The following is a 22,724-nucleotide window of genomic DNA, read 5'->3' on the forward strand; positions in this document are numbered from 1 at the left end:
TCAAATGATTTGGGAATCCAGTTTGTCAACAGAACCTAATTGATAACCCGACAGATGGTTACCTAATACAAAAAATGGCATGCAAACGTTCTCAATTAAATATTTTATACTCAAAGTACTATTTGGTTACGTCTAACAAAGTGTTATTACAATTCGGTAATCTTTAAAAATCCCCAATCGGTGGAAAAACTCGATTTCTGATTTTATTTAGAAAAATGGCAGATTCCACATACCAACAGGTATCGACAACTAAGGTAACCTTAGGGGGTATTGCCAAAAACTAGGTTTGAAGAGCGAGCAGCCACCGAATATAGTAATTCCTCATCGCCCTCTTCAAGCTTGGCGGCCAAGGTTGGCGACATGGCAGATGTCAGCGCCCAATTCCAATAACGCAGCACGGTTTGTGCTTTATTGGTCGAAATCGTGTCATAAACGAGCACCGAGCGCCCCCAAGGGTCACTCAGATCATGATCATCGGCAATTGGACGGCGTAAGCCGCGCCACAATTGGCGGAAATGCTTCCGTTTTAGGCCTGTTGCCTTGCACAGAACCGCGATTGATTCGCCACCGCCGTCCGACAAAATCTGCGCGCCACACATGGGCTTGATGCCTGCGAGGAAGGAGACTTCCACAAAAAGCTCACGCGAGGGCAATTGGTGGTCGAGCGCTTCGATCGCGCCTTCAAGGCTGCCATAGGGGCTGCGGGCGGCTGCATCGCGATTGCGCTGGCGTCGCTCAATGAATTGAAGTGTCTTGCGAACCAAAGGATCACGCCAGCCGTCACCCGCAGCGCGAGCAAAAATATCTTGGGCAGCCTCCAGAAGCGTTAAGCGCTCAACCGCAAAGCGTTGCAGAATTCGGCGGCGATCTTCCGCATCGGCCCACCAGAACATGGTCAGGCCCTGAGAGGGCTTCAATTCCGGACGCTTGACGAGAAGGGGCACTAGGCTGTGCTCTTGCTTGGACAGGGCTGTGGCCTGTTCCATGGCCGGATGGGCAAAGGTGCTGCCTTCATTGCGCAACAGGGCCTGAATGACTTCCACTTCGCCCATATTAACCAGGACATCGGTCACCGCTTCAGAAACCACTTTGCGCTTCGCAATCATCAGGCGGTGGGTGGTGGTCGCAGAAGGCGAAAGCGCTGTGGCAATCAGGTCTGAGTCGTTGAAGCCTTCGCACACTTCCAGCAAGGGTATGGCTACTTGGAGCTCGTCCTTGGCCAAGAAGCGCAACAGGATTGCAGGTGTATCGAACAAGAGCGCCATACGTTCTGCGCAGCGCACGCGTGTGCCGATATCGCTTTCGCGCAAGACCTCGATCAAAAGATCGGCCGCAATATGGCGTTCTTGTGGGGTAATGCGTGAACCGGGCAGACCAACTACGTCCTGCAGACGTCGCGTCAACATGGCGCGCGTCTTGGTTTGTCCCCCTTCTTCGATTTCGAATCTGTCTATTTCGAACTCAGATAGGGTTCCGTCTGCCATTTCGTCCTCACACTAGGTCATAAACTGGCCGAGGAACATTAAAATCCAGTTTACACCCTATACTTAAAGTAAGGCTGAGACTCACTTAAATGGAACATCGTCCCACCAGGGAAAAAAGTCTGGCATGTCGGTTGAAACCTTGTTGGCATAGGCTGGCGGCCGCTTCTCAAGGAAGCTCATGACACCTTCGCGGGCATCAATGGTTTGGCCTCGGGCATAGACACCACGGCTATCGATTTTGTGGGCCTGCATGGGATGGTCTGCCCCCAACATGCGCCACATCATCTGACGGGTAAGGGCCACAGAAACCGGTGCGGTATTATCCACAATCTCGCGCGCGATTGCATGGGCTGCGGGCAAAAGATCTTCTGGCGCATGCAAGGATTTCACCAATCCGGCCGCTAAAGCTTCTTCCGCACCAAAGACGCGACCAGACATGCACCAGTCCAGCGCCTGAGAAATGCCAACCAATCGGGGCAAAAACCAACTGGAACAGGCTTCTGGCACTATGCCTCGACGGGCAAAAACAAAGCCAAAGCGGGCTGCCGTAGAAGCAATGCGAATATCCATCGGCAATTGCATGGTGGCCCCAATTCCGACACCTGCCCCATTGATCGCACCAATGACGGGCTTAAGGCTCTCGAACATTCGCAACGTCATGCGCCCACCGCTATCGCGAATGCGCTCTAAATCATCTAAGCCCGCTTTGTCGGGCCGATCTGAGCGATTATCATAGTCAAAGGTCTTGGCCCCTGCCGATAAGTCAGCGCCAGCGCAAAAAGCCCGCCCGGCCCCTGTAACGATGACGGCACCCACATCATCATTGGCATCGGTCAGATCGAAAGCGGCCACCATGTCCAGCATCATCTGGCCGGTGAAGGCGTTCATTTTTTCAGGACGATTGAGGGTGATTACAGCAACTTTGTCTGCAATCTCGAGCGTAATGGTCTCAAAACTGGCGGCTGACATTTAGAACTCCCTGACTGGCCGCCTTCTCGCTGGAGCGGCGCATTCAGCCAGATTGGCCCAGTTTATGGTGCCCGCGCAAGGCCCAAATCTGGGCCTTCACAGCCCCTAATTTTGGCCAGGGCGTTTGCGTCCGGGGTCGGCCCTGTCGTCAAAGCCGTGACGCGAGGAATAAAAGCTCAACCACATCAAGCCAAAACCTAAAGCTAGCGATAAGACTGTCCCCAAGCCCATAGCGATCCATCCATGCATGGAGATGACAGGGAACCGACCGATCAAGAAGATCGACACAAAGCCCGCCAAACTGGCAACCAGTAAGAGGCCCAAAAAGACAATGATCAACCAAGCCCCTCCAGACAAACGCTGGGAGGCATTGGGTGGTTGAGGGGTTGGGTCGCTGGACAAAGCCTTAGTTAGCCTTGGTAGCAGGTGCGCAGCGAATGACGACGACATCATCGGCGGTTTGCATGACTTGGGAGTCGGGTGTCTTCACACACCACTTCTTGGTGATGTCCTGAAAATACTCGCCATTTGGTGTCTTGGTGATTTGGCGTAAGGCCGACAACAGCGCGACACGATCTTCCGTCTCACCCGTCTCTTTGGCCGTATCGTTAAACACGCCGCGGCGGCGAATATTGATCTCATTGATCCGGCGCTGCAGGTCTGCTTGGGCGGCAGTCGGGGGGCGCACAAAACCAAGATAGCCGTCAGCCTGCTCGCCAATGATGCCAGCAGCCATAGCCTTATCCACTGGGCCATTATTGTCGATCGCCATGGCAGAAGTCGCGATTAGCGCGCCTGCTACCATTAAGCCTATGAAAATCATGCGTTTCATGTTCATCACTCTCCGAAAGCGCTACTTGTCCTGCGGCGCGCCTGTGTCAGGGGATTAGAAAATGCCAGGATTGGCTTGTGCTGCCTTATCGAGCTCACGCTCCAATTTAACCCGCACAGTCTGCTCAATCTTCATATTGATATTCAGATTGATCTCGATTGGCTTGTCGGGCACCTGCAGGCGAATTGTGGGTGTGCAGCCAGCAACACCTACTAACCCTACGGCGCTTATCGCAAGAAGACTGTGACGCATGGGGCCATCCTTATCAGCACGGGCTTATCCCGTAAGACAGTCATAGCATGACTATGCCCATGTGAACCCCCCATGAACTTCACGATGCACAGCTTTCATGTTGTCGCAAAAGAAACGCCCCGGAATGATCCGGGGCGTGCTTGAAGTGCTAAACACGGAGATTTTTAGTTTGTGATACGGGTTGTGCCCGAGCCTGCCTGTGCAATCGACGCCGATCCAATGGCTTCCCGGCGCATCGCGTCGATCCGGGCACGGAAAGCATTAAAGCGGGCCATTTGCTCCGGCGGCAAAGCCTGACCAGTTGGCACGCCAACGCCAAGAGGGTTGATCGCTTGGCCGTTGCGGCGGACTTCATAATGTAAATGTGGGCCCGTCGAACGGCCGGTGTTACCCACAAAGGCAATCACATCGCCCTGCTTCACCCGGTCACCTGGACGCAAGCCTGGCGCAAAGCGTGAAATATGGCCGTAACGGGTAGACCATGTCGCATCGTGTTGGATATCCACGACATTCCCATAGCCACCCATGGCGCTCGCTCGAGTCACCACGCCGTCACCTGCAGCCAAAATCGGGGTACCAATTGGTGCACCGAAGTCGATGCCTTCATGCATTTTGGTATAGCCCAACACCGGGTGAACGCGGCTACCGAAACCAGAAGTCAGGCGTGCCCCGTTTATGGGCGTCCGCATCAGGAACTTACGGGCAGACCGACCTGCAGCGTCATACCAGTCTGACGATGCAGAGCCTGGGGGCTGAAAACGATATAATTGGATGGTGCGACCACCGGCAGTGGTCATGCGGGCAAACACGGGTTCGCCCTCGCGGACAATTTGGCCACGCAAGTCAGAGACGCGGTCATACATCAGTTCAAACTCAGTGCCTGGACCCACTTCGCGTTCGAAGTCGACGTCATAAGCAAAGGCTTGTGCGATGGAATCGGCGGCGCGGTCTGGTGCACCCAATTCGCGCACCGCATTCACCAAACCGTTTTGACCAATGACACCGGCAATGCGCAGGGTCTTGCGCTGCATGTTGGTGGTCATCTCACGGGCGCGGAATACGTTGTCGATACCGCGCGTGACGGTTACCGACCGCTCTGCGCCACTCGCAAGATTGAACCCGGCCAAACGATTTCCACCAGCCCCAGGCTGCATAAACACGGTCACCTTGTCGTCGCGGCGCACATCGCGCGGATCAAGGCTGCGGGCCAGCGAACGAACTGCGCTTGCGACATCATCGCGCATCGCACCCGCGCGGATCAATGCTTGTTCGAGGGTTTCGCCGGCGCGAATCGAGATGGTTTGGCGATCCGATTGTCCTGTACCAGCGGCAAAGGCCATATGCTCAAGATTGGCGTTCTGCGCGATGGCGGTATGAATTGTTCCAGCTGTGGCAATAAAGCCGATCGCACATCCCAAGCTAAGCTTGACTGCGAGATTGAAGGCAGCGCGACGTTTGGTCGTGTGTCTCAAAAGCTAACCCCTTTAGCCGTTACGAGTACGAAGCGTACCCTTCACAGATTAAGTTCGGGTGTAAATCCCGCCCCGTTTAACCATACTTTGGCAGTTTTTTTTCTTATTGTGTTGCTTGAAATACACAAGTTTCAGCACAGGGCAACCCCTTGCTTCAGTCGGAGTCCAATTTCATCCCTGAATTTGCCTCTTTTTGGTCACTTTTGATCGCAGTTTGGTACAGGTTCGAGCGCCTATAAATGGGGGGTCGAGAAACCGGCCAGAGCAAGGTATAGAGCTTGTATGAATGACCGAGTCCCGCCTCATGATGACCTCGATTCTGAGACCGAGACCCCAAGTGTTAACAAAGTTAACCATTTGAGTCGTAAAACTTATCTGAGGGGAACTTCGCGTCTTTGGGGCCTTGGGCTTCTCGGACTCGCCACAGCCGCGAGTCTTGGTTGGATTTGGCGAGCCGAACTCGCCGAATCGGGGGTTCAGTCACTTCTGCGGGAGCGGGGAATCGAAGGCGGAATTTCTTTCACAAAATTATCAGTAAATGCGGCCACGATCCGTGATCTCCGCTTGGGCCCGGCGCAAAACCCAACCCTTATTTTGCCAAGGGCGACCCTGAGCTGGCACTTCGATATCAGAAGCGGTCGTTTGGTGATTGACCGGTTAGAGGCGCAAGGTGCCAAACTTTATATTGGCATGACAAAGACCGGTGAGCTCGATTTTGGTGCGCTTAGACCCTTTTTGATCCCCTCAGATAAGCCAAGCCAAGTTCGGCTGGCTGATGTGATCTTGCGCGATGCCCTGTTGCGCTTTGACAGCGCGCTGGGGAAGGGCTCGGCGCGAATCCAAGCTTCGGGGGGTGATCTGACGGGCTGGCGTGCGCAAATATTGGTATCGCCACCGAAAGACCTCGTGGCACGGTCACAAGATCGACCTTTGGCAGTTGGATTGGCTTTGGCCCCAACGAGCGAAGGGGCCGATGGGCAAAAGGGCCCAACCCAAGTCGGCGTAGCGCTGCGGCCTGAGGGGCAGAGCTACCGCATCGGGGATTTCCAACTCAACCGCTTAGCCGGGCGTGCTCAGGCACTAGTCGTTCTTGATGGCAAAGGCGGTATGCGGGTTGAAACAGGCACAGTCGCCTTGACGGCGCAAAAGGCCCGCCTCCCAGAACTAAGCGCGCAATCCCTGACCCTAACAGGTGGCGCCGGGCAGTGGCAGCATCAGATCTCGGGTCAGAAATCTTGGTTCGAGACGGGCTTTGGCACCTTGATTGGCCGGATCGAAGCCAAATCCGTGCAAGCTTCGCAAGGACAGCTTCAAAATCTTGCTCTAGACTTTTCAACAGCCCGCACCCAGACCGGCTTAACCCGTCTGGATATCCAAGGCAGCGTGGCAAGCCCTCAAACTCGTCCTGCCCTCGGCTGGAATGCTACCAAGGCTGAGATCTCAGGCTTTGTGCAAACCGTTTTGAAAGACCTCAAGCAAGCCCCCGAAGCGACTTGGGAAGGCCAGACGCTTCTGACATGGGCCAATCTTGTCCAAACGGCTCAAAAGGCTGCCGACCCTGTATCGGGCAAGGCAGGGTTTAGCTTTACCTATGGGCCGAAACAGGCGGAAGTGCGGCTCAGTAATCCCGTTGAACTGGCGTTGCGCTCGGGCCCGAAACTCCGCTTCACGCCCGACGCACAGCGTCCGCCCTTATTCCGATTGGATTTGACCAAGCCAAACGCGGAAGGCTTTGAAGCCATCGGCTCTGGCGACTTTGCGATTTCTGCCCCCAATGCGGGCACAGGCCAAGGCCGACTGGAAGACTTTAGTTGGAACCCCGCCGGTTGGTCGCTGGCCGCGCGAAACCTTGCCCTGAAGAATGTCCCCATGCCCGGTGCTTGGTCTGGCGTCTTACTGTCTGGTCAAGTGGGTGATCTGTCTTTGGCCGCCAAGCGTGGTGAAGTCCCGCTAGGGTCGGGTCGGGGCACACTCGAGGTGGCGGCCAAAGCCGGTACCGCAGGACTGGGTCTTGGTTCTGGCCGTGCAAGATTGAGCGGGCAAATTCGCGGCAATGGACAAATCTTGTCGGTTTCGGTGGCAGGCCCGATTGAGGGATTTGGCAAGAATGGCTCAGGGGCGCGGCAGGGTCGGTTGAGTTTAAATGCCAAGGCCGTTCGCAGCCAATCAATCTGGACTTTGGACCTCGATGGTGAAATCGGGGCAGCCGGGTTCCGATCACCCGATCTCAATATGCTCGATGTATCGGGACGTCTGAAAGGCCGCGCCCGGCTGGGGGGGCTTTTCGCGGGACCTTCGAGCCCAACCCAGGTCGAAGCGCTCAAGCTCAGCCACTTGGGTAGTTGGGACGCCGACCTGACCATTTCCGGTGCGGTGGAAAGCCTTTCCTCCCAAGGCTTTGGTGTGCGAACCGGTCGGTTCACCCTGCCAATTTCGGCTCGCGGGACGGTGCAAGCGGTGGAAGCCAGCGGCACCCTGACGATGGATGCTCAAACCTTGTCCTATGATGACAGCCATGTAGACGGGTTGCGCGCCGACTTGCCCATCCGTTTGCGCTCCGCCGCCGGTCAGGCCTCCATGTGGCAAGCCACGACTAATCTAACTGCTACCGCAAGCTCGCTGACCTCCGGCGATACCTATGTGACAGGCTTGCGAGTCAGCGGGCCTCTGCAAGCTGTGCCAAGCGAAGATGGTTCCGCCATCCTTCTGCGCGGCGATAGCTGTTTGGCCGTGACGGCCCAACAAGGTCGCTTCCCCGGCGATGCCAGCGTCGGGCCAGTCAGGTCCAGCTTCTGCCCGGACCGATTTGGTCGATTTGCCAGCTTGATGGGGATAGACCCCATCATCTATGCCGATGCCCGATTTGAGCCATTAGAATTGCGCTTAGGGGCCTTAGAAGATGGCCGCTCCCTGCGTTTAGGAGCCGTCCGTGGGGATTTCCGCCCGTCGGCGACAGGTGGTTGGTTACTGGATCTGACCTCCAAAGAACTCGGCTACACATTCAAATTGCCAGACGGTGGCTTTGCCGAACTCAATGCGCAAGATTCCTCTTTGCGTCTAACCCCAGACCCAGGCGGCATGATTTTGCGCGGCCAGTTGGCCGGCTTGCGGGCCAAGGGCCTGCCTGTGCAAATCTCGGGCGTTGCGACCACAGACCTGCAGGCGCGGCGCACTGGCTTAGTCGGCAGCCTTGCGTTTGAGAATCTTTTGGTGCGCGATGTGCCGACCTATTTTTCGACGCCCGATGCCAATGGCGATCTGGTTGAACGTCCTGCCCGCTTTGGCATGCTGTCTCTTACCGGTGAAGGCACCATCAATGGCAGCCAAATCGATATTCAAAGCGACATCAGCTTGGCGGCCTCAAATGCATTTCTGGCGCGCGCCATCTTGAACCATAATGCCGAGACAGGTCTTGGTCGCCTCGATGCATTGTCAGAGTCAATCTCCTTCGGCCAATTGCCCAAGAATGCGGCCGGTGTCACGCAAGAGAATGTCCGGCCGCTCGATGCGGATGATATTGTTCCAGCCCTACAAGGGGTGATTTTGGATGTGGTAGGCGATGTCTCAGGTTCAGCCTCCATGGCTTGGGGTCCCAATCAGGCGACGCTTTCAGACGCCAAGCTTTCGACGGCTAATCTCGACTTCCTCACCATGCTAGGTCCGGTCACCAATTTGACGGGCGAGTTTTCGCTCGATGATTTATTGAAAGTCCGCTCTGCTGGCGCGCAGGGCTTTACGGTCGCCCAGTTTGATCCAGGCTTGCCGATCCAAGACGTCAATGTCGTCTTTGCCTTGCCCGGTGACAATACGCTGGAACTCAAAGATGCAAGTTGGCCGTTTGCCGACGGCAAATTATCCGTTCGCCCGGCAAGCTGGACCTTCCGCGACGGGGATCAATCGTTTGCGGTCGACGTTGAAGATGTCGACCTCGCAAAATTCTTAGGCCTTACGAAAATCCCAAACTTGCAGATCGACGGGAAAGTCTCTGGCGTCTTCCCGATTGAGGTGCGCAATGGGAGTGTGGAGATTGTGGGGGGTAAGCTGCAGGCACGCGACGGTGGCGGAAAAATTCGCTACACGGGACCTATTCCGGGGTCTGACCCAAAAGCCCCAGTGAAGAAGCTGCCTTGGTATCAAAGATGGTTTGCGCCTAAGGCACCAAGCCAAGCCGAAATCGCCGCCCAAGCATTAACCGGCATTGAGTATGAAATCGATAGAATCACGGTTGATGGACGTATCACTGGGGATTTGACTTTAGGCGTGGTCTTAATCGGAGCGAATCCGCAAGTCCTGTCCGGGGTTCCGATCAAGCTCAATGTGAAGGCTGTTCTGCCCGTGGGCCAATTGACCGACATGGCCAATCGTTTCATCGAAACCGCCACCAGTGCGGATATGTTGAAAGAGTTGGACAAGCTTGACCGGGCACAAAATGGCAAAGGCTTTATTCCAACAGAGGCAGAAGACAAAGCGGCCCAAGCCCGCAAGTCAGGGCGCTAAGCTCGAGCCAGACCCTGTTTGGATTCAGGCTTGACCTTCCCCGAAGGCTTGGCCAAGACTTTGCCCAAGCAAAAACAATCCGGGGAGCATCGCCAATGGCCTTACCACTTTCACTTCAGGGGCGCTTGCGGCTGCCGATTGTGGCCGCACCCATGTTTCTAGTCTCCGGGCCAGAACTGGTCATTGCGGCCAGCAAAGCGGGAATTCTCGGGACGTTCCCTGCCCTCAATCAGAGGACCAGCGAAGGCTATGGGGAATGGCTTGATCTTATCCAAGCCGCCCTGACCCCGCAAGATGCGCCATTTGGCGTGAACTTGATTGTGCACAAGACCAATCCGCGATTGGCGGCAGACGTGAAAATTTCCAGCGACAAAAAAATACCGCTTGCCATTACCTCGCTTGGAGCGGTCAAAGATGTGGTGCAAGCCATTCATGATGGCGGCGGTCTGGTTTTCCATGATGTCACCAATATGAAGCATGCCGAAAAGGCGATGGAAGCTGGGGTGGATGGCCTGATCCCAGTTTGTGCGGGTGCTGGTGGCCATGCGGGCACCTTGTCGCCGTTTGCTCTGGTAACCGAATTGCGCCAAGCCTTTCCGGACACTTGCATCGCCCTGTCGGGTGCCATGTCGACCGGACGTCACGTGGCTACCGCCCGCATGTTGGGCGCGGACTTAGCCTATATGGGCACGCGGTTTATCGCGACAAACGAGAGCCGTGGCCAAGATGACTATAAGCAGATGATTGCGGACAGCGAGGCCGCCGATATTGTTTATACGCCCAAGATCAGCGGCATTCCGGCCAATTTCCTGATCCCTTCATTACTCCAAAATGGTCTAGACCCTGTCACGATGGAGCCCAAGACCCATGTCGATATGGGTGAAGAGCTGAATGCAGGTAAAGCATGGTCGACCATTTGGTCGGCTGGTCAGGGTGTGGGGGCCATTCACGATACAATCCCAGTCAAAGACCTTATCGACCGACTAGAGGCAGAATATCGGACGGCCTTGGCCGAAGCAAAGGATTTCTAGACCATGGCCAATTTTGAAAACAAGGTCGCAATCATCACGGGTTCTGCCACCGGGCTTGGCGCGTCCACGGCTTTGAAGCTTTCAGAGTCTGGTGCCAAGATCATTCTGAATTATTCCAAAAGCCAAGCAGAATGTGAAGCAACCGCCCAAGCCTGCCTGAAAGCCGGTGCACAGGAAGTGCGCGTTGTGCAAGGCAATGTCGCCTTGGATGAGGATTGCCGTAAAATCGCAGCTGCCGCCGAAGACTGGGGCCAGATCGACATTCTGGTCAATAATGCCGGGACAACGAAACACGCCCCCAATCATGCAGATATGGACGCGCTGGCGGCGGACGACTTCCTCCACCTTTATCAAGTCAATACAGTCGGCCCATTCATGATGGTGCGGGCGGCAAAGCCCTTATTGATCGCAGCCTATCATAAGAGCCAAATGCCCAGCTCTGTTGTGATGATTTCGTCGATTGCCGGGGTCATCGGTATTGGATCCTCGGTTGCCTATGCCGCCACCAAGGGGGCCCTGAATACCATGACCAAGTCATTGGCCCGGGCTTTGGCACCCATGATTCGGGTCAATGCAGTCTGCCCGGGCTTTATTGATACACGCTGGTTTACCGATGCTTTTGGCGAAGATACCACGGCAAAAATCCGAGAAAACGTAAAGAAACAAGTCCCTCTACAAGTTGCGTCGGGTCCAGATGATATTGCCGACACGGTCGTCTTCTTCTGTTCATCTGCTTCCCGCCACATCACGGGCGAGACCCTGCTTGTGGACGCAGGACTCCATCTTGGGGCAAGCATCCGTGCACCGACATAAGGGCAAGCCCGCTTATTAGTCATTTTTTGATGTTTTATGATTAAAGAAGCAGCATGGCGCGGATCATCGCGTCCGCCTGACGTTTAGTGCGATTGCAAAAGAGGTGTTGCGCTGATGTCATAGCGGCGAAGTTCAAACTTCGCCAAAAAGGCGAATGTAAATTACAAGGGGTCGCACCTTTTGCGGCTTCCATAGGGGACTAAAATGAAACTCAAAGCACTCCTTTTGGCTACAGCCTTGGTATGCGGCGCTCCCGCCGTCGCTTCCGCTCAAGAAACCACCACCTCGGTGAACGTCGGTGTTGCTTCTAGCTACCAATTCCGCGGCGTGAACCAAAATGCTGACGACACGGGCCAAGTCTTTGGCGGTGTGGATGTGTCGGCTGGTTCCTTCTATGTCGGCACTTGGTTGTCGAACGTCGATTTCGGCACCAAAGCCAATTTGGAAGTAGACCTCTATGCTGGCTACAAGCCACAAGTCGGCCCTGTCACCTTGGATATCGGCGTTCTGGCCTATACCTACCCACAAGAGAGCAACCTCTTGGTCTATGAAGGCAAGTTCGCTGGCACGGTTGCAACTGAGTCTGGCGTCGCCCTGACTGGTTCGGTTTTCTATTCGCCAGAATATGGCAAAGATGGCCCTTCCTACTGGTATTATGAAGCCGCTGTTTCTGCCCCAATCCCAGGTGCAAAAATTGGCCCATTCGCTTTGTCGGCTAACGCTTCGGTCGGTAGCTTGAACGCAGAAACCAACTTGGTCCTGCCAGACTACACCAACTGGAAAGTCGGTCTGACAGCTGCCACGGAAGGTGGTTGGGCTGTCGACGTGTTCTACACCGACACCGACGTGGACAATAACAACCTGTATGAAGGTAAGGGCGTTGTTCAGTTGAAGCGGACCTTCTAAGGACGACTTCCAAAGTCACATCGAAAGGCCGTAAGCTTAGGCTTACGGCCTTTTTGTTTGCGCTATTTTCGCCCGACTTCATCCTTATCGCTGGCCACTTCTGGAGTGATGCGAATGGCCAGAATCTGGTTGCGATGCTTGCGAAGGATTTGGAAGCGATAGCCGTGGAAGGCAAAACGTTGGCCGGGGTCTGGAATGGCTTGGGCCTCATGGATCACCAGGCCTGCAATCGTCACGGCTTCTTCATCGGGCAAATCCCAGTCCATGGCGCGATTGAGGTCGCGAATGGGAACCGCCCCATCCACATTCACCGATCCATCTGGCTGTGGGCGCACACCTTGAATGGCGATGTCATGCTCATCCACAATGTCGCCGACGATTTCTTCTAAGATGTCTTCCAAGGTCACAAGGCCTTGCAGCGCCCCATATTCATCGACCACACAGGCGACATGGCTGCGGCGCTTTAAGAACTCTTCCAATTGCTCTTTCAACGTGGTGGTGTCGGGGACAAACCACGGCTGGCGGATAATGGCCTTTAGGTCAATCGCGTCCAAATCGCCTTGGGCATCCGCAATGGCTTGCAACAAGTCTTTGGCGTGAAGAATGCCGACAATATTTTCCTGATCGCCCTCATAAAGGGGTAAGCGCGAATGCTGGGTTTGCAGAACTTGCATAACGATTTCCCGTGACGGCAATTCCACATCAATCGTCTTCATATTCTTGCGGTGGATCATCACGTCTGAAACGTCGAGCTCTTCAAGATCGAGAACCCCTGCAACCCGGTCGCGGTCGGATTTTTCCACGCTGCCTTCATGCTTGCCAAGCTCAATCGCGCCACGAATTTCTTCCATCGTCGCATCTTCATCGGTGACACGATCCAGCTTGACGCCAAATATCTGCAAGGTGGCCCGCACAATCCAACGCACGGCGGTTACAATCGGGCTGAGAAGGGTGACCGACCATTGCACGGGCAGTGACACCCAGCGCGCCGTCGCCTCCGGGTAGGAGAAAGCAAAGGTCTTCGGCATCACTTCGGCAAAGATCAAAACAATCGCCGTCACCAGAGCCGTTGCGATGGCAATTGTGGTGGGGGCTTGGCCAAACAATTGCACCAAAAGCGCTGTAGTCAGGGCACCGGCCAAAGTGTTCAAGAAATTATTGCCCAAAAGCAGCGAGCCAATGAGCCGGTCTGGGTTTTGGATTAGGCGATTGACGCGCGCTGCCGCGCGGTCACCCTCCTTTTCAAGCTGGAACATACGCGCGCGCGAGGAGGACGTAATCGACGTCTCAGCCGCAGAGTAAAAAGCAGACATCGCAATAAGAACAGCGACCGAAATCGCTGTTACGATGACCGTGGGGTCAATCGTCATCGTTGAACATCCTCTTTCAAAAAGGCTCGGACCGCTTCAGCATCAACGCCCTTTTGCACAAAGGCCGCGCCGATACCGCGCGTCAAGATTAGGGTCAGTGCCCCATTCTCATTCTTCTTATCGTGGCTCATGGCTTCAAACAAAGCATCTGGATGCCAGGGCCCGCCGGGCAAAAGCCTGGGTAGATAGGCAAGGCCCGCGGCTTGCAAAGCCTTCTCTGCCAACAGGACATCTTCCTGTGGGCAAAGCCCTTGGGCGTGGGAAAAGCGGAATGCCATTGCCATGCCACAGGCCACCGCTTCGCCATGGCGCAGCACGCTTTCATCAAAACCAACGATGGCTTCAAACGCATGCCCAAAGGTGTGACCGAGGTTCAAGAGTGCGCGCACGCCAGCTTCGCGTTCGTCTTCGGCCACAATGCGGGCCTTGGCCTGAACAGACTGACCAATGGCATAGGCTAAATGCTCAACCGTGCCAGCCAGCGCCGTGGGCGCATGGGCCAAGCACCAGTCAAAGAAAGCCCGGTCACCAAGCAAGCCGATCTTCAAAATCTCGGCCCAACCTGCCCGCAAATCGCGTGCAGGCAAAGTCGCCAGCGTGGATAGATCGGCCAAAACATAACGCGGCTGCCAGAAGACTCCGATTAGATTCTTGCCGGCACTGGCATTAATGGCCGTTTTGCCGCCAACGGAGGAATCAACTTGGGCCAACAACGTGGTCGGCACTTGCACAAAATCGATGCCGCGCTTGGTGATCCCGGCGGCAAAGCCCGTCAAATCGCCGGTCACGCCCCCGCCAAAGGCGATAATCAGATCAGAGCGCTCAAGATTTAGGGCCAGAAGCGCCTCGGTCACCCGTTCAAGACTGGCAAAGCTTTTGCTGCCCTCGCCTGGGGCAATTTCGATCAAGTCCCATATAATGCTTGCTTGGGTAAGACTCTCGCCAAACACCCCGCCATGCAGCGCCCAAGCGGTAGAGTCTGCAATGATTGCAACGCGGGGTCGCTTCATCAGCGGGCGGATCAGTGCCCCGGCCTCAGCCAAGAGGCCTTGGCCAATATCGACAACATAGGACCTTTGATCTAAGGCCACTGCAACGGTTTGCTTCACGCCACGCTCTCCAAGTCCCCATGCGCGCGCAGGGCCGCAATCACCGCATCAACCGTAATATGGTGCGGGCCTTCGCGGGACTCTACGATTATGTCAGCTTCCGCATAGGTCGGATAACGTACTTCCATCAATTTTTCCATGATTTCGCGAGGGTCGCCTGCGCGCAAGAGCGGCCGATCATCACGGCGCGAGACGCGCTTGACCAAAGTCTCCAAGTCCGCGCGTAACCAAACCGTCGTCGCGCGTTGGCGCAACATGACCCGCGTGACTGGGTTCATAAAGGCCCCACCGCCGGTTGCCAAAATATGGGGAGGCTCTTCCAAGATGCGGGCGATCACGCGGCGCTCGCCAGCGCGGAACTCATCCTCACCGCGTTCAGCAAAAATATCGGCAATCGGCCGACCTGCTGCAATCACAATCTCATCATCGGCATCTTTGAACGGGACGTTCAGGTGCGCTGCGAGGCGCCGCCCCACCGACGACTTACCTGCCCCCATGAGGCCAACCAGCGCCACGGTCCGTTTGAGCGGAACAGGAAAGGGTGGCTGCGCTTGAAACATGGCCTAAACGTAACGCCCCGCAGGCTTTGGCGCAATAAGTCCACCAACAAACATCAGCATTGATCGCGTCACGCTCACGTAACAGTCATGCGGAAAACGTTGTCATAAAGCCAGGCTTAGGTCATAAGCTATTGTCTCGGGCATCCACTTGCCTTCTGCTTGGCCCTAAGGAGCACCCAACTTTGGAAATCGCAATCTCACTGGCCGTTGGATTGGCTATGCTTGTGGTGGGTGGGGACCTTTTGGTTCGGGGCTCTGTCACGGCCGCAAAGAATATGGGGGTCTCGCCTCTCCTGATTGGCCTTACCTTGGTTGGCTTTGGGACCTCCACGCCTGAGTTGGTTACCAGTGTGACGGCGGCCTTGGAAGGTTCACCCGGCATTGCGGTGGGCAATGTGGTGGGTTCTAACATCGCCAATGTGTTGCTGATCTTAGGGGCTTCTGCTGTCATCTTCCCGCTGGTGATTGATCCAAAGGGCTTTAAGCGCGATGTCTTGGTCCTTATCGCCTCTAGTTTGGCATTGCTCGGCGTCGTTCTGGTGGGCTTTATGCCAAGCTGGGTCGGCCTGCTCTTTATCGGTTCTTTGCTGGCTTATGTGTATTTTGTTTACAGACAAGAGAAGCAGCACCCAGATGAAGCGGCGGTGGTTTTGGAACACCGGGCCGAAGATGCGCCTCAAGGACCAAAGGGAATCCTGCTGCCCTTGATTTTAGCCGTCGGCGGCATTGCCATCACCATTTTTGGGGCCCGCTTCTTTGTCAATGGTGCCGTTGATCTGGCCAAAGGATTTGGCGTGTCCGATACCATCATTGGCCTCACGGTTGTGGCTGTGGGAACATCCATGCCCGAGTTGGTTACTTCAATTACAGCCGCGCTGCGCAAGCATGCCGACGTGGCTTATGGGAATATTGTCGGCTCGAACATTTTCAACGTCTTATTTGTTCTTGGCGCGACTGCGGTTGTTAAACCGATTGAGATCCCGGCACAGATCGTCCAGTTTGATATCTGGGTCCTGTTGGCCACGACCGCCGTTCTGGTGTTTTTTGCACGTTCCGGCTTGAAGCTGATGCGTTGGGAGGGATTGGTGTTTATCGCAGGCTTTGTTGCCTACACGGGCTATCTCATCTCTATCGCCTAAGACCCTCATGCGCATTTAAGGATTCAACATGGCTAGTCCGTCCACCGACACCAAAATTTTTGGGTTTCTACCACAAGAAGCGGTACCGGGTGCTTTACTCGTGGTGACCGCCCTTATGGCCATGATCGTGGTCAACTCGCCTTTGGCTGGTCTCTATCATGCCATCCTCGACACCAAAGTGACCATCGGCCCAACCGAGGGCGGGATCGAGATGAAATTCTCCTATTGGATCAAGAATGGTCTGATGGCGATTTTCTTTTTCTTTGTTGGCTTAGAACTCAAGCGGGAATTGTTGGAAGGCCAGTTATCAAACCTAACAGCCGCGATTTTGCCGATCATTAGTGCAGCCGGAGGCATGGCCGTCCCAGCTCTGATCTTCCTGTTTTTTGCAGCGCCTGCAGGCTTTGGCCATGGCTGGGCAATCCCTGCGGCAACCGACATTGCCTTTGCCCTCGGCGTTTTGTCTCTTCTAGGCAATCGCGTCCCACCGGCGCTGAAGGCCTTCTTGCTGGCTGTCGCGGTAGTGGATGATTTGGGTGCGATTGTGATTGTGGCCTTTTTCTATACCGAGACATTGCATCTTAGCTATCTGGTGCAAGCTGGCGTGGTGATGGGAGTCCTGATCGCCATGAACCGTTTCAAAGTCCGCGCGATCGGGCTTTATGTGTTGGTCGGGGTCGTGCTGTGGGTGTTCATGCACCAAAGTGGGGTGAGTGGCACGATTGCCGGGGTGTTGGTTGCTGCCTGCGTGCCGATGCGTGACCGCCACGACAAGTCGCCCCTCCACGAGGCAGAGCATGATTTCAGACCATGGGTGTTGTATGGCATTATGCCAGTCTTTGCCTTTGCCAATGCCGGGGTCGATTTAGCAGGGGCCGAGAAATATCTCACCCATCCGGTGACTTTGGGTGCGGGATTGGGCCTTGTTCTGGGCAAGCCAATTGGCATTGCGCTGAGTGGCTATTTGGCCGGCAAAGTCATGCGCGCCAAGCTTCCAGGTACTTTCCCGCAAATGGTGGGTGTCGCTTGTGTTGCCGGTATTGGCTTTACCATGAGCCTGTTTATCGGGGCGCTTGCCTTCAAGGACCCTGCCCTCGCCACACCAACACGGCTTGGCGTTTATGCGGGCTCTGTCATCTCAGCCATTTTGGGTCTGTTGATCCTTTCGCGCGTCTTGCCGACAGCCGAAAAGGTAGCCCCCTCAACAGAGGGGGATGAAACCGCCCCTTTCATCAAGCCTGAACCCGTGTTTGAGGCCCGCGACCGCGCCGACTAAGCCCTTAGGCGGGCGGGTTTGCTTTAAGCGCGAGAGCATGGACGGGCCCAGCCAATTCCTCGGCGAGCACTTGATAGACGGCACGTTGGCGCTCAACGCGGTTGAGGCCAGTAAAGGCTGCACTCACAATTGTGACGTGAAAATGTGTCTCGCCATTCCCAATTGCCGCCCCACCCTGTTTGGCGGCATGAACAGCCGCACCCGCATGACCGGCGTGACTGGCACTTTCGTCTAAGATTTCAAGCACAAGCGGGGCAAAAGCCTCGGTCAATTTTCGTCGCATCTGTATTTGCACGGGTCCCATCGGTCATTCGTCCTTGTCTGTAGCGGCAGTCAAACGCATATTAGGCCCCTCATGACAGATTCATTCTCCTACCGCCCTAAATTTGTAGACATTCGGGTGCGAAAGCCACCGGTTGTCAAAGTAAACCCCGATGTCCAACTGTGCGAGCACGATGGATGTGGGGCCGAAGCGACGTGTCGTGCGCCCAAGAGCCGCGATAATCCGGGCGAGATTTGGCATTTTTGTGAGAAGCACGCCGCGCTCTACAATAAGAATTGGAACTTCTTCGAGGGCATGACCGAAGATGACGCGCGCGCCCATCGCGAAGCGGCAGCCCATGGTGGCCGCCCGACTTGGACATTCCGCGCCAGCGCCAACTCGCCCGACGCCCATGTCTATAAAAAGGCCGCGACGAGTGATGAAACCAAAGACCCGTTTAGAGCTTTCGCGGGTCGTCGCGCCGCCGCCGCTCGCCCTGCTCCTCATCCACAAGAAAACCGTCCCTCTGCCCCCGTTCTGAAAGCGCTTGATACGTTGGGCCTCGACGCCCATGCCGATCGCGCGAAAGTGCGTAGCACCTATGCAGCCCTTGTGCGCCAGTATCACCCAGATTCAAACGGGGGGGATAGAAGTGCTGAGACCCGTCTCAATGCAGTGGTGAAGGCCTATAAGGTGCTGAAGACCGCGCGCCGGGCTTAAGAAGTTTTAGGGATAACATCCCAGATGGCGCAAGCAATCGGGAGCCTTAGGACGCAAAATCCCCGAGGGTCCCCGCTCCCTCCTACCGCTGCGGCGGAAAACATGGTTGGGACAACGCCCCAAGGCCTGCGGAAAAGCCTCGCAAAAATGTCACAGCGCACCATGTCAGCAGTTCGAACAGAAATGCATGCTTGACGGCGCGCGTCTGATCCTCAAACAAGACGCTAAGAGGACCTGATGACTACCATGACTGATACATTGATTGCCGCGCTGCCTGACACGACTGTTTCAGTCGAAAGCGTTTTTGGTTTTGCCTCTAAGCTGACAGTTCCCGCTTTCAGCCAATCCAATGAATATGTCCCCGAATTGGACCCGACTTATAAGTTTGATCCCCAAACCACCCGCGCGATCTTGGCAGGCTTTGCCCACAATCGCCGCGTCATGGTTCAAGGCTACCACGGCACCGGCAAGTCAACCCATATTGAACAAGTCGCTGCCCGCCTGAATTGGCCCTTGGTGCGCGTCAATCTCGACAGCCATGTCAGCCGGATCGATCTGGTCGGCAAGGACGCCATTGTTCTGAAAGACGGCAAGCAGATTACCGAATTCCGGGAGGGCATTCTGCCGTGGGCGCTGCAACGCAATGTCGCCTTGGTGTTTGACGAATATGACGCTGGTCGGCCCGATGTGATGTTCGTGATCCAACGCGTGCTGGAAGCCTCTGGCCGCTTGACCCTGCTCGACCAGAACAAGGTCATTAAGCCCCATCCAGCCTTCCGCCTGTTTGCCACCACCAATACGATTGGTTTGGGCGACACGACAGGCCTGTATCATGGCACCCAGCAAATCAACCAAGGCCAGATGGACCGCTGGTCCCTCGTCACCACGCTCAATTATCTCGACCATGATGTGGAGACCGACATTGTGGCCGCGAAGCTGGGCGAGACCGATTCTGCCAAGCGTGCGGAATTGAGCAAGATGGTCCGGGTTGCCGATATGACGCGCAACGCCTTCATGAATGGTGATATCTCAACCGTCATGAGCCCGCGGACTGTGATCACCTGGGCGCAAAATACTGATATTTTTGAAGATGTTGGGCTGGCATTCCGCCTCACCTTCTTGAATAAGTGTGACGAGCTTGAGCGGCCAACTGTGGCCGAATTCTATCAGCGTTGCTTTGGGGCAGACTTGCCAGAAGCCGCCCACCGCGTGCGGGTAGCCTAAAGGAATAAACGCCGGTGGCCGCGCCTTAGGCGGCCACAGGCGCACCTTTCAAGTTCGCTGGAACGCCATCGCGTTCGCTGGCTGGTATTTCCAGATAATAGGTTGGTGGCGCGATATTCAGGCGCTTGCGTGCGGCATCCAAAGGCTCGGCCAACAGACGCTCATAATGCTGCACCGGCAACCAAGCCGCCTTGCGGCCATTTTGATAGGCCTGCCACACCGCCTTAAACACAGGCCGACCTGGCAACAGGCGCTGAAGTTCGCGCGCGGCCGCAAAGCCGATCAGGGCAAAGCCCAAAGACCGCGTCTGCGGGAAAGAAAAGGACACCACACAGGCTTCGCCCAACGCGTCTGTCTGATAGCCGCTGAGGACGTGCCAGAGGTCATGCACATCGCGCATCCGCCGACCATACCACGCATACGGATGCAGCGAGTCAATCTCGTCGCCTGTCGCGCGGCTTTCCTCGGCAAGGCCTTCTGCAGAGATTTTGCGACCTTGCACAAAGGCCAAATAGGCCCGACCTACGCTGCCTTCCGGCAGTTTCGCCAAAGTCTCATGGTCATCCAAAATGGGCTGCAACTCCACCCGGTCATAGGCAATACGGCCGCCTTCTTGCGAGCGCAGCAGGCGCATATAGCCATTGGGAATCGAGCGGCCTGACAGGGCACGCATGATTTCGAAAACGGCCTTGGTATCTTCTTTATTGTTCAACAAGCGGCTGATGCCACGTGCTGCTGCACCAAAGTCGTAGCCGATACGGGAGAGGAGAGTTTCAGTCATACGCCCTTCTAACAAAACTCTGCACCGTCGTAAAGTGACGCCTACGTCATTTTTATGAAAAAGTGGTGAACTAGGGCTCTTCCTCGGGTGGATCGTCGGCTTTAATGGCGATGCCGCGCTTGGCCAAAGCCTCGCGCAGCAGCACTTCTACTTGCACATTGGCCGAGCGAAACTCGGCAGCCGCCAGCCGCTCTACCGCACTCAACACCTGCGGGCTGATGCGCAATAGAAACGGCTTACGGGGCTTGGCGGCCATGTCTGACCCAGCCCTAATACAGCGTGCCAGCATTGACGACGGGCTGGGCCTCGCGATCGGCACACAACACGACCAAGAGGTTTGAGACCATCTGGGCTTTGCGTTCTTCGTCGAGGGCCACAACGCCGCGGGCTGACAATTGCTCGAGTGCACTTTCCACCATGCCGACAGCTCCCATCACGATCAATTGGCGCGCCGCTAGAATGGCTTGCGCCTGCTGGCGCTTCAACATCGCCCCTGCAATTTCGGTTGCATAGGCCAAATGCGAGATACGGGCTTCATCGACACGCATACCGCCAACCGCCAAGCGCTGGTTCAAGCGCTCGCCCAATAGGGCGGCAACATCTTCGGCATGGCCGCGCAGGGTCAACTCCCCCTCTGCAGCATGATCGTACGAATAATGGGCCGCAATATCGCGCAGCGCGGTATCAATCTCGATCCGGCTAAAGCGTTCATAATCATCGACGTCAAACAAGGCTTGCGCGGAATCTTGCACGCGCCAGACCACATTGGCGGCGATTTCAATCGGATTGCCGTCCTTGTCATTCACCTTCAGCTTGTCGGACGTGACGTTACGGACGCGCATGGAGATTTTCTTGCGCGTCAACCAGGGCCATACCCAACGCAGGCCCGTCGCGCGGTCTGTCCCGCGATAGGCACCAAAGAGCAATATCGCCACAGCTTCATTGGGCTGGATGGAATAAAAGCCACACATGCCAAAGGCACTCAGGGCAATCAGAATCGAAGCGAGGGCAAAATTCGCATCTTGGCCGCCAGCGACGATGAGATAAACAGACACAATGATTGCCAACGCAAAGGCAAGAAACATAGGCACGCCAGGCATCGACAAGGTTGGCCGCTCTTCGGTGCGGTTAATTTCGGTCCGAGACATCTAAAGCTCCTCTTCTCAGTATCAATATGATATCACTTTGTGATCACAATGCAAGCGAAAAAGGAAATTTGCCGTCTGTCGTCCCCGATGGTGCAGCCAATGAGGGATCTTGTGCTGCAAAGTCCTATGAGATCCGCGCTTGCCGCTCACGCTTCGGCGCGGACGAGAGATTTGTGGTAGTTCCCCGCGCCTCTTGGGAGCACAAACTTGCAGCCCGCCTCAATCCACCAAACCACTTTCCAAAATACGGGTACGAATAAATTTATGGGCCAATTCGGGTGTCGCCGCGCGCAGGGCGCCAGCACGCCACAGGTCAAACAGGCCATGCGCCAGCCCCCAGGCCGAGAAGACGCGATTGCGGACTGCCTCCTCCTCTGTCCCATCATCGAAGGCGTGCATGGCCAAGGCGATTACCCGGCGAACCTGTTGGCCCGGAGCGGGTTCGGCCAATAAAGCTGCCGCACGCAGGGAAAACATCAGTCGGTAGAGGCTGGTCTCGTCAAAAGCAAAGCGCAAAAAGCCATCGATGAGCGACAGTGCGGTGAGGTCAGACCCGCTCGGAAGGCGTTCTGCCAACAGCCCAAATCCCTCGCCTGCCACCGCCTGTTTCAGCGCATCCTTATCGGCGAAATAGCGATACAGGGCACGATGGCTCACGCCGATTTCGGCAGCCAATTCCCGCACTGTTGGCAATTCATCCTCACCCCGACGCAGACGCGCCACCACGGCAGTAAGGGCGGCTTCTTTCAAAGCACCGTGGTGATAGGGCTGATCTGAGTCGGACTTGGGCATGGTCAGCCCATCTTGAAGCCAGCCAGCGCGCGTGACAACCGCCTTGACAGCCGACATGCCTCAAATGTATCCATTGGATACATTTTG

At 55.8% G+C, this 22,724-nt stretch carries 22 protein-coding genes; 8 read left to right on the forward strand and 14 right to left on the reverse strand.

Annotated elements, in window-relative coordinates; all coding sequences use genetic code 11:
- Window positions 1-260: 260 nt before the first annotated feature.
- From B7364_RS15040 to B7364_RS15065, 6 genes are all read right to left on the reverse strand, one after another.
- Complete coding sequence (locus B7364_RS15040) at window positions 261-1,484, reverse strand: DUF2336 domain-containing protein (protein WP_085340863.1); 1,224 nt, start codon at window positions 1,482-1,484, stop codon at window positions 261-263.
- Between the two features lie 81 nt (window positions 1,485-1,565).
- Window positions 1,566-2,453, reverse strand: coding sequence for a crotonase/enoyl-CoA hydratase family protein (locus B7364_RS15045; protein ID WP_085340864.1), 888 nt, complete (start codon window positions 2,451-2,453; stop codon window positions 1,566-1,568).
- 105 nt (window positions 2,454-2,558) lie between these two features.
- Entirely contained in the window at window positions 2,559-2,792 is a 234-nt protein-coding gene (locus B7364_RS15050) for a hypothetical protein (protein WP_085340865.1), read from the reverse strand.
- A 67-nt stretch (window positions 2,793-2,859) separates the two neighbouring features.
- Window positions 2,860-3,285 carry a YdbL family protein gene (locus B7364_RS15055; RefSeq protein WP_157893731.1) on the reverse strand — a complete coding sequence of 142 codons (426 nt, stop codon included), beginning with the start codon at window positions 3,283-3,285 and terminating at the stop codon, window positions 2,860-2,862.
- 54 nt (window positions 3,286-3,339) lie between these two features.
- A complete protein-coding gene (locus B7364_RS15060) occupies window positions 3,340-3,537 on the reverse strand; it encodes a YnbE family lipoprotein (RefSeq protein WP_085340867.1) in 198 nt (65 codons plus the stop codon).
- A 164-nt stretch (window positions 3,538-3,701) separates the two neighbouring features.
- Window positions 3,702-5,009: a M23 family metallopeptidase gene (locus tag B7364_RS15065; RefSeq protein WP_085340868.1), complete on the reverse strand. Its 1,308-nt coding sequence runs from the start codon at window positions 5,007-5,009 to the stop codon at window positions 3,702-3,704.
- 645 nt (window positions 5,010-5,654) lie between these two features.
- Between B7364_RS15065 and B7364_RS15070 the strand changes: the two genes are divergently transcribed.
- The 4 genes from B7364_RS15070 to B7364_RS15085 all read left to right on the forward strand — a co-directional run bounded on the left by B7364_RS15070 (window position 5,655) and on the right by B7364_RS15085 (window position 12,256).
- Window positions 5,655-9,506, forward strand: a complete 3,852-nt coding sequence (locus B7364_RS15070; protein WP_157893732.1) for an intermembrane phospholipid transport protein YdbH family protein — start codon at window positions 5,655-5,657, stop codon at window positions 9,504-9,506.
- A gap of 95 nt (window positions 9,507-9,601) precedes the next feature.
- Entirely contained in the window at window positions 9,602-10,537 is a 936-nt protein-coding gene (locus tag B7364_RS15075) for an NAD(P)H-dependent flavin oxidoreductase (RefSeq protein ID WP_085340870.1), read from the forward strand.
- Window positions 10,538-10,540: 3 nt separating this feature from the next.
- Window positions 10,541-11,350: an SDR family NAD(P)-dependent oxidoreductase gene (locus B7364_RS15080; protein ID WP_085340871.1), complete on the forward strand. Its 810-nt coding sequence runs from the start codon at window positions 10,541-10,543 to the stop codon at window positions 11,348-11,350.
- Window positions 11,351-11,554: 204 nt separating this feature from the next.
- Window positions 11,555-12,256: a TorF family putative porin gene (locus B7364_RS15085; RefSeq protein WP_085340872.1), complete on the forward strand. Its 702-nt coding sequence runs from the start codon at window positions 11,555-11,557 to the stop codon at window positions 12,254-12,256.
- Between the two features lie 62 nt (window positions 12,257-12,318).
- Here B7364_RS15085 and B7364_RS15090 read toward each other — a convergent pair whose 3' ends face one another.
- The 3 genes from B7364_RS15090 to B7364_RS15100 are packed head-to-tail and all read right to left on the reverse strand — an operon-like array spanning window position 12,319 to window position 15,295.
- On the reverse strand, window positions 12,319-13,626 hold the full coding sequence (locus B7364_RS15090) for an HlyC/CorC family transporter (RefSeq protein WP_085340873.1): 1,308 nt from the start codon (window positions 13,624-13,626) through the stop codon (window positions 12,319-12,321).
- Complete coding sequence (gene aroB, locus B7364_RS15095) at window positions 13,623-14,735, reverse strand: 3-dehydroquinate synthase (protein WP_085340874.1); 1,113 nt, start codon at window positions 14,733-14,735, stop codon at window positions 13,623-13,625. Before aroB ends, B7364_RS15090 begins: the two co-directional genes overlap by 4 nt.
- Entirely contained in the window at window positions 14,732-15,295 is a 564-nt protein-coding gene (locus B7364_RS15100) for a shikimate kinase (RefSeq protein ID WP_085340875.1), read from the reverse strand. Before B7364_RS15100 ends, aroB begins: the two co-directional genes overlap by 4 nt.
- A 182-nt stretch (window positions 15,296-15,477) precedes the next feature.
- Here B7364_RS15100 and B7364_RS15105 point away from each other — a divergent pair, with 182 nt between their 5' ends.
- A complete protein-coding gene (locus B7364_RS15105; RefSeq protein WP_085340876.1) occupies window positions 15,478-16,434 on the forward strand; it encodes a calcium/sodium antiporter in 957 nt (318 codons plus the stop codon).
- Window positions 16,435-16,462: 28 nt separating this feature from the next.
- Entirely contained in the window at window positions 16,463-17,710 is a 1,248-nt protein-coding gene (gene nhaA / locus B7364_RS15110; protein WP_085340877.1) for a Na+/H+ antiporter NhaA, read from the forward strand.
- A gap of 4 nt (window positions 17,711-17,714) precedes the next feature.
- Here nhaA and B7364_RS15115 read toward each other — a convergent pair whose 3' ends face one another.
- On the reverse strand, window positions 17,715-17,993 hold the full coding sequence (locus B7364_RS15115; RefSeq protein WP_232780926.1) for a BolA family protein: 279 nt from the start codon (window positions 17,991-17,993) through the stop codon (window positions 17,715-17,717).
- A 72-nt stretch (window positions 17,994-18,065) separates the two neighbouring features.
- On the opposite strand from B7364_RS15115, the gene B7364_RS15120 reads away from it, so the two are divergent.
- Window positions 18,066-18,692 carry a J domain-containing protein gene (locus tag B7364_RS15120; RefSeq protein WP_085340879.1) on the forward strand — a complete coding sequence of 209 codons (627 nt, stop codon included), beginning with the start codon at window positions 18,066-18,068 and terminating at the stop codon, window positions 18,690-18,692.
- 237 nt (window positions 18,693-18,929) lie between these two features.
- Entirely contained in the window at window positions 18,930-19,916 is a 987-nt protein-coding gene (gene cobS / locus B7364_RS15125) for a cobaltochelatase subunit CobS (RefSeq protein WP_085340880.1), read from the forward strand.
- 25 nt (window positions 19,917-19,941) lie between these two features.
- Here cobS and B7364_RS15130 read toward each other — a convergent pair whose 3' ends face one another.
- From B7364_RS15130 to B7364_RS15145, 4 genes are all read right to left on the reverse strand, one after another.
- The gene (locus B7364_RS15130; RefSeq protein WP_085340881.1) at window positions 19,942-20,697 is read right to left on the reverse strand and encodes a Coq4 family protein; all 756 of its coding nucleotides are present in this window, start codon (window positions 20,695-20,697) and stop codon (window positions 19,942-19,944) included.
- A gap of 70 nt (window positions 20,698-20,767) precedes the next feature.
- On the reverse strand, window positions 20,768-20,953 hold the full coding sequence (locus B7364_RS15135) for a toxin-antitoxin system HicB family antitoxin (protein WP_085340882.1): 186 nt from the start codon (window positions 20,951-20,953) through the stop codon (window positions 20,768-20,770).
- Between the two features lie 13 nt (window positions 20,954-20,966).
- Window positions 20,967-21,845, reverse strand: a complete 879-nt coding sequence (locus tag B7364_RS15140) for an SPFH domain-containing protein (RefSeq protein ID WP_085340883.1) — start codon at window positions 21,843-21,845, stop codon at window positions 20,967-20,969.
- A gap of 219 nt (window positions 21,846-22,064) precedes the next feature.
- A complete protein-coding gene (locus B7364_RS15145) occupies window positions 22,065-22,694 on the reverse strand; it encodes a TetR/AcrR family transcriptional regulator (protein WP_085340884.1) in 630 nt (209 codons plus the stop codon).
- Between the last annotated feature and the right edge of the window lie 30 nt (window positions 22,695-22,724).

The sequence above is a fragment of the Aquidulcibacter paucihalophilus genome (genome assembly GCF_002105465.1).
Classification (GTDB): domain Bacteria; phylum Pseudomonadota; class Alphaproteobacteria; order Caulobacterales; family Aquidulcibacteraceae; genus Aquidulcibacter; species Aquidulcibacter paucihalophilus.

Coding starts and splice junctions, on each gene's coding strand:
- B7364_RS15040 (WP_085340863.1), bottom strand. CDS start 1,484: ATGGCAGACGGAACCCTATCTGAGTTCGAAATAGACAGATTCGAAATC.
- B7364_RS15045 (WP_085340864.1), bottom strand. CDS start 2,453: ATGTCAGCCGCCAGTTTTGAGACCATTACGCTCGAGATTGCAGACAAA.
- B7364_RS15055 (WP_157893731.1), bottom strand. CDS start 3,285: ATGAAACGCATGATTTTCATAGGCTTAATGGTAGCAGGCGCGCTAATC.
- B7364_RS15060 (WP_085340867.1), bottom strand. CDS start 3,537: ATGCGTCACAGTCTTCTTGCGATAAGCGCCGTAGGGTTAGTAGGTGTT.
- B7364_RS15075 (WP_085340870.1), top strand. CDS start 9,602: ATGGCCTTACCACTTTCACTTCAGGGGCGCTTGCGGCTGCCGATTGTG.
- B7364_RS15080 (WP_085340871.1), top strand. CDS start 10,541: ATGGCCAATTTTGAAAACAAGGTCGCAATCATCACGGGTTCTGCCACC.
- B7364_RS15085 (WP_085340872.1), top strand. CDS start 11,555: ATGAAACTCAAAGCACTCCTTTTGGCTACAGCCTTGGTATGCGGCGCT.
- B7364_RS15090 (WP_085340873.1), bottom strand. CDS start 13,626: ATGACGATTGACCCCACGGTCATCGTAACAGCGATTTCGGTCGCTGTT.
- B7364_RS15100 (WP_085340875.1), bottom strand. CDS start 15,295: ATGTTTCAAGCGCAGCCACCCTTTCCTGTTCCGCTCAAACGGACCGTG.
- nhaA (WP_085340877.1), top strand. CDS start 16,463: ATGGCTAGTCCGTCCACCGACACCAAAATTTTTGGGTTTCTACCACAA.
- B7364_RS15115 (WP_232780926.1), bottom strand. CDS start 17,993: ATGCGACGAAAATTGACCGAGGCTTTTGCCCCGCTTGTGCTTGAAATC.
- B7364_RS15120 (WP_085340879.1), top strand. CDS start 18,066: ATGACAGATTCATTCTCCTACCGCCCTAAATTTGTAGACATTCGGGTG.
- cobS (WP_085340880.1), top strand. CDS start 18,930: ATGACTACCATGACTGATACATTGATTGCCGCGCTGCCTGACACGACT.
- B7364_RS15130 (WP_085340881.1), bottom strand. CDS start 20,697: ATGACTGAAACTCTCCTCTCCCGTATCGGCTACGACTTTGGTGCAGCA.
- B7364_RS15135 (WP_085340882.1), bottom strand. CDS start 20,953: ATGGCCGCCAAGCCCCGTAAGCCGTTTCTATTGCGCATCAGCCCGCAG.
- B7364_RS15140 (WP_085340883.1), bottom strand. CDS start 21,845: ATGTCTCGGACCGAAATTAACCGCACCGAAGAGCGGCCAACCTTGTCG.
- B7364_RS15145 (WP_085340884.1), bottom strand. CDS start 22,694: ATGTCGGCTGTCAAGGCGGTTGTCACGCGCGCTGGCTGGCTTCAAGAT.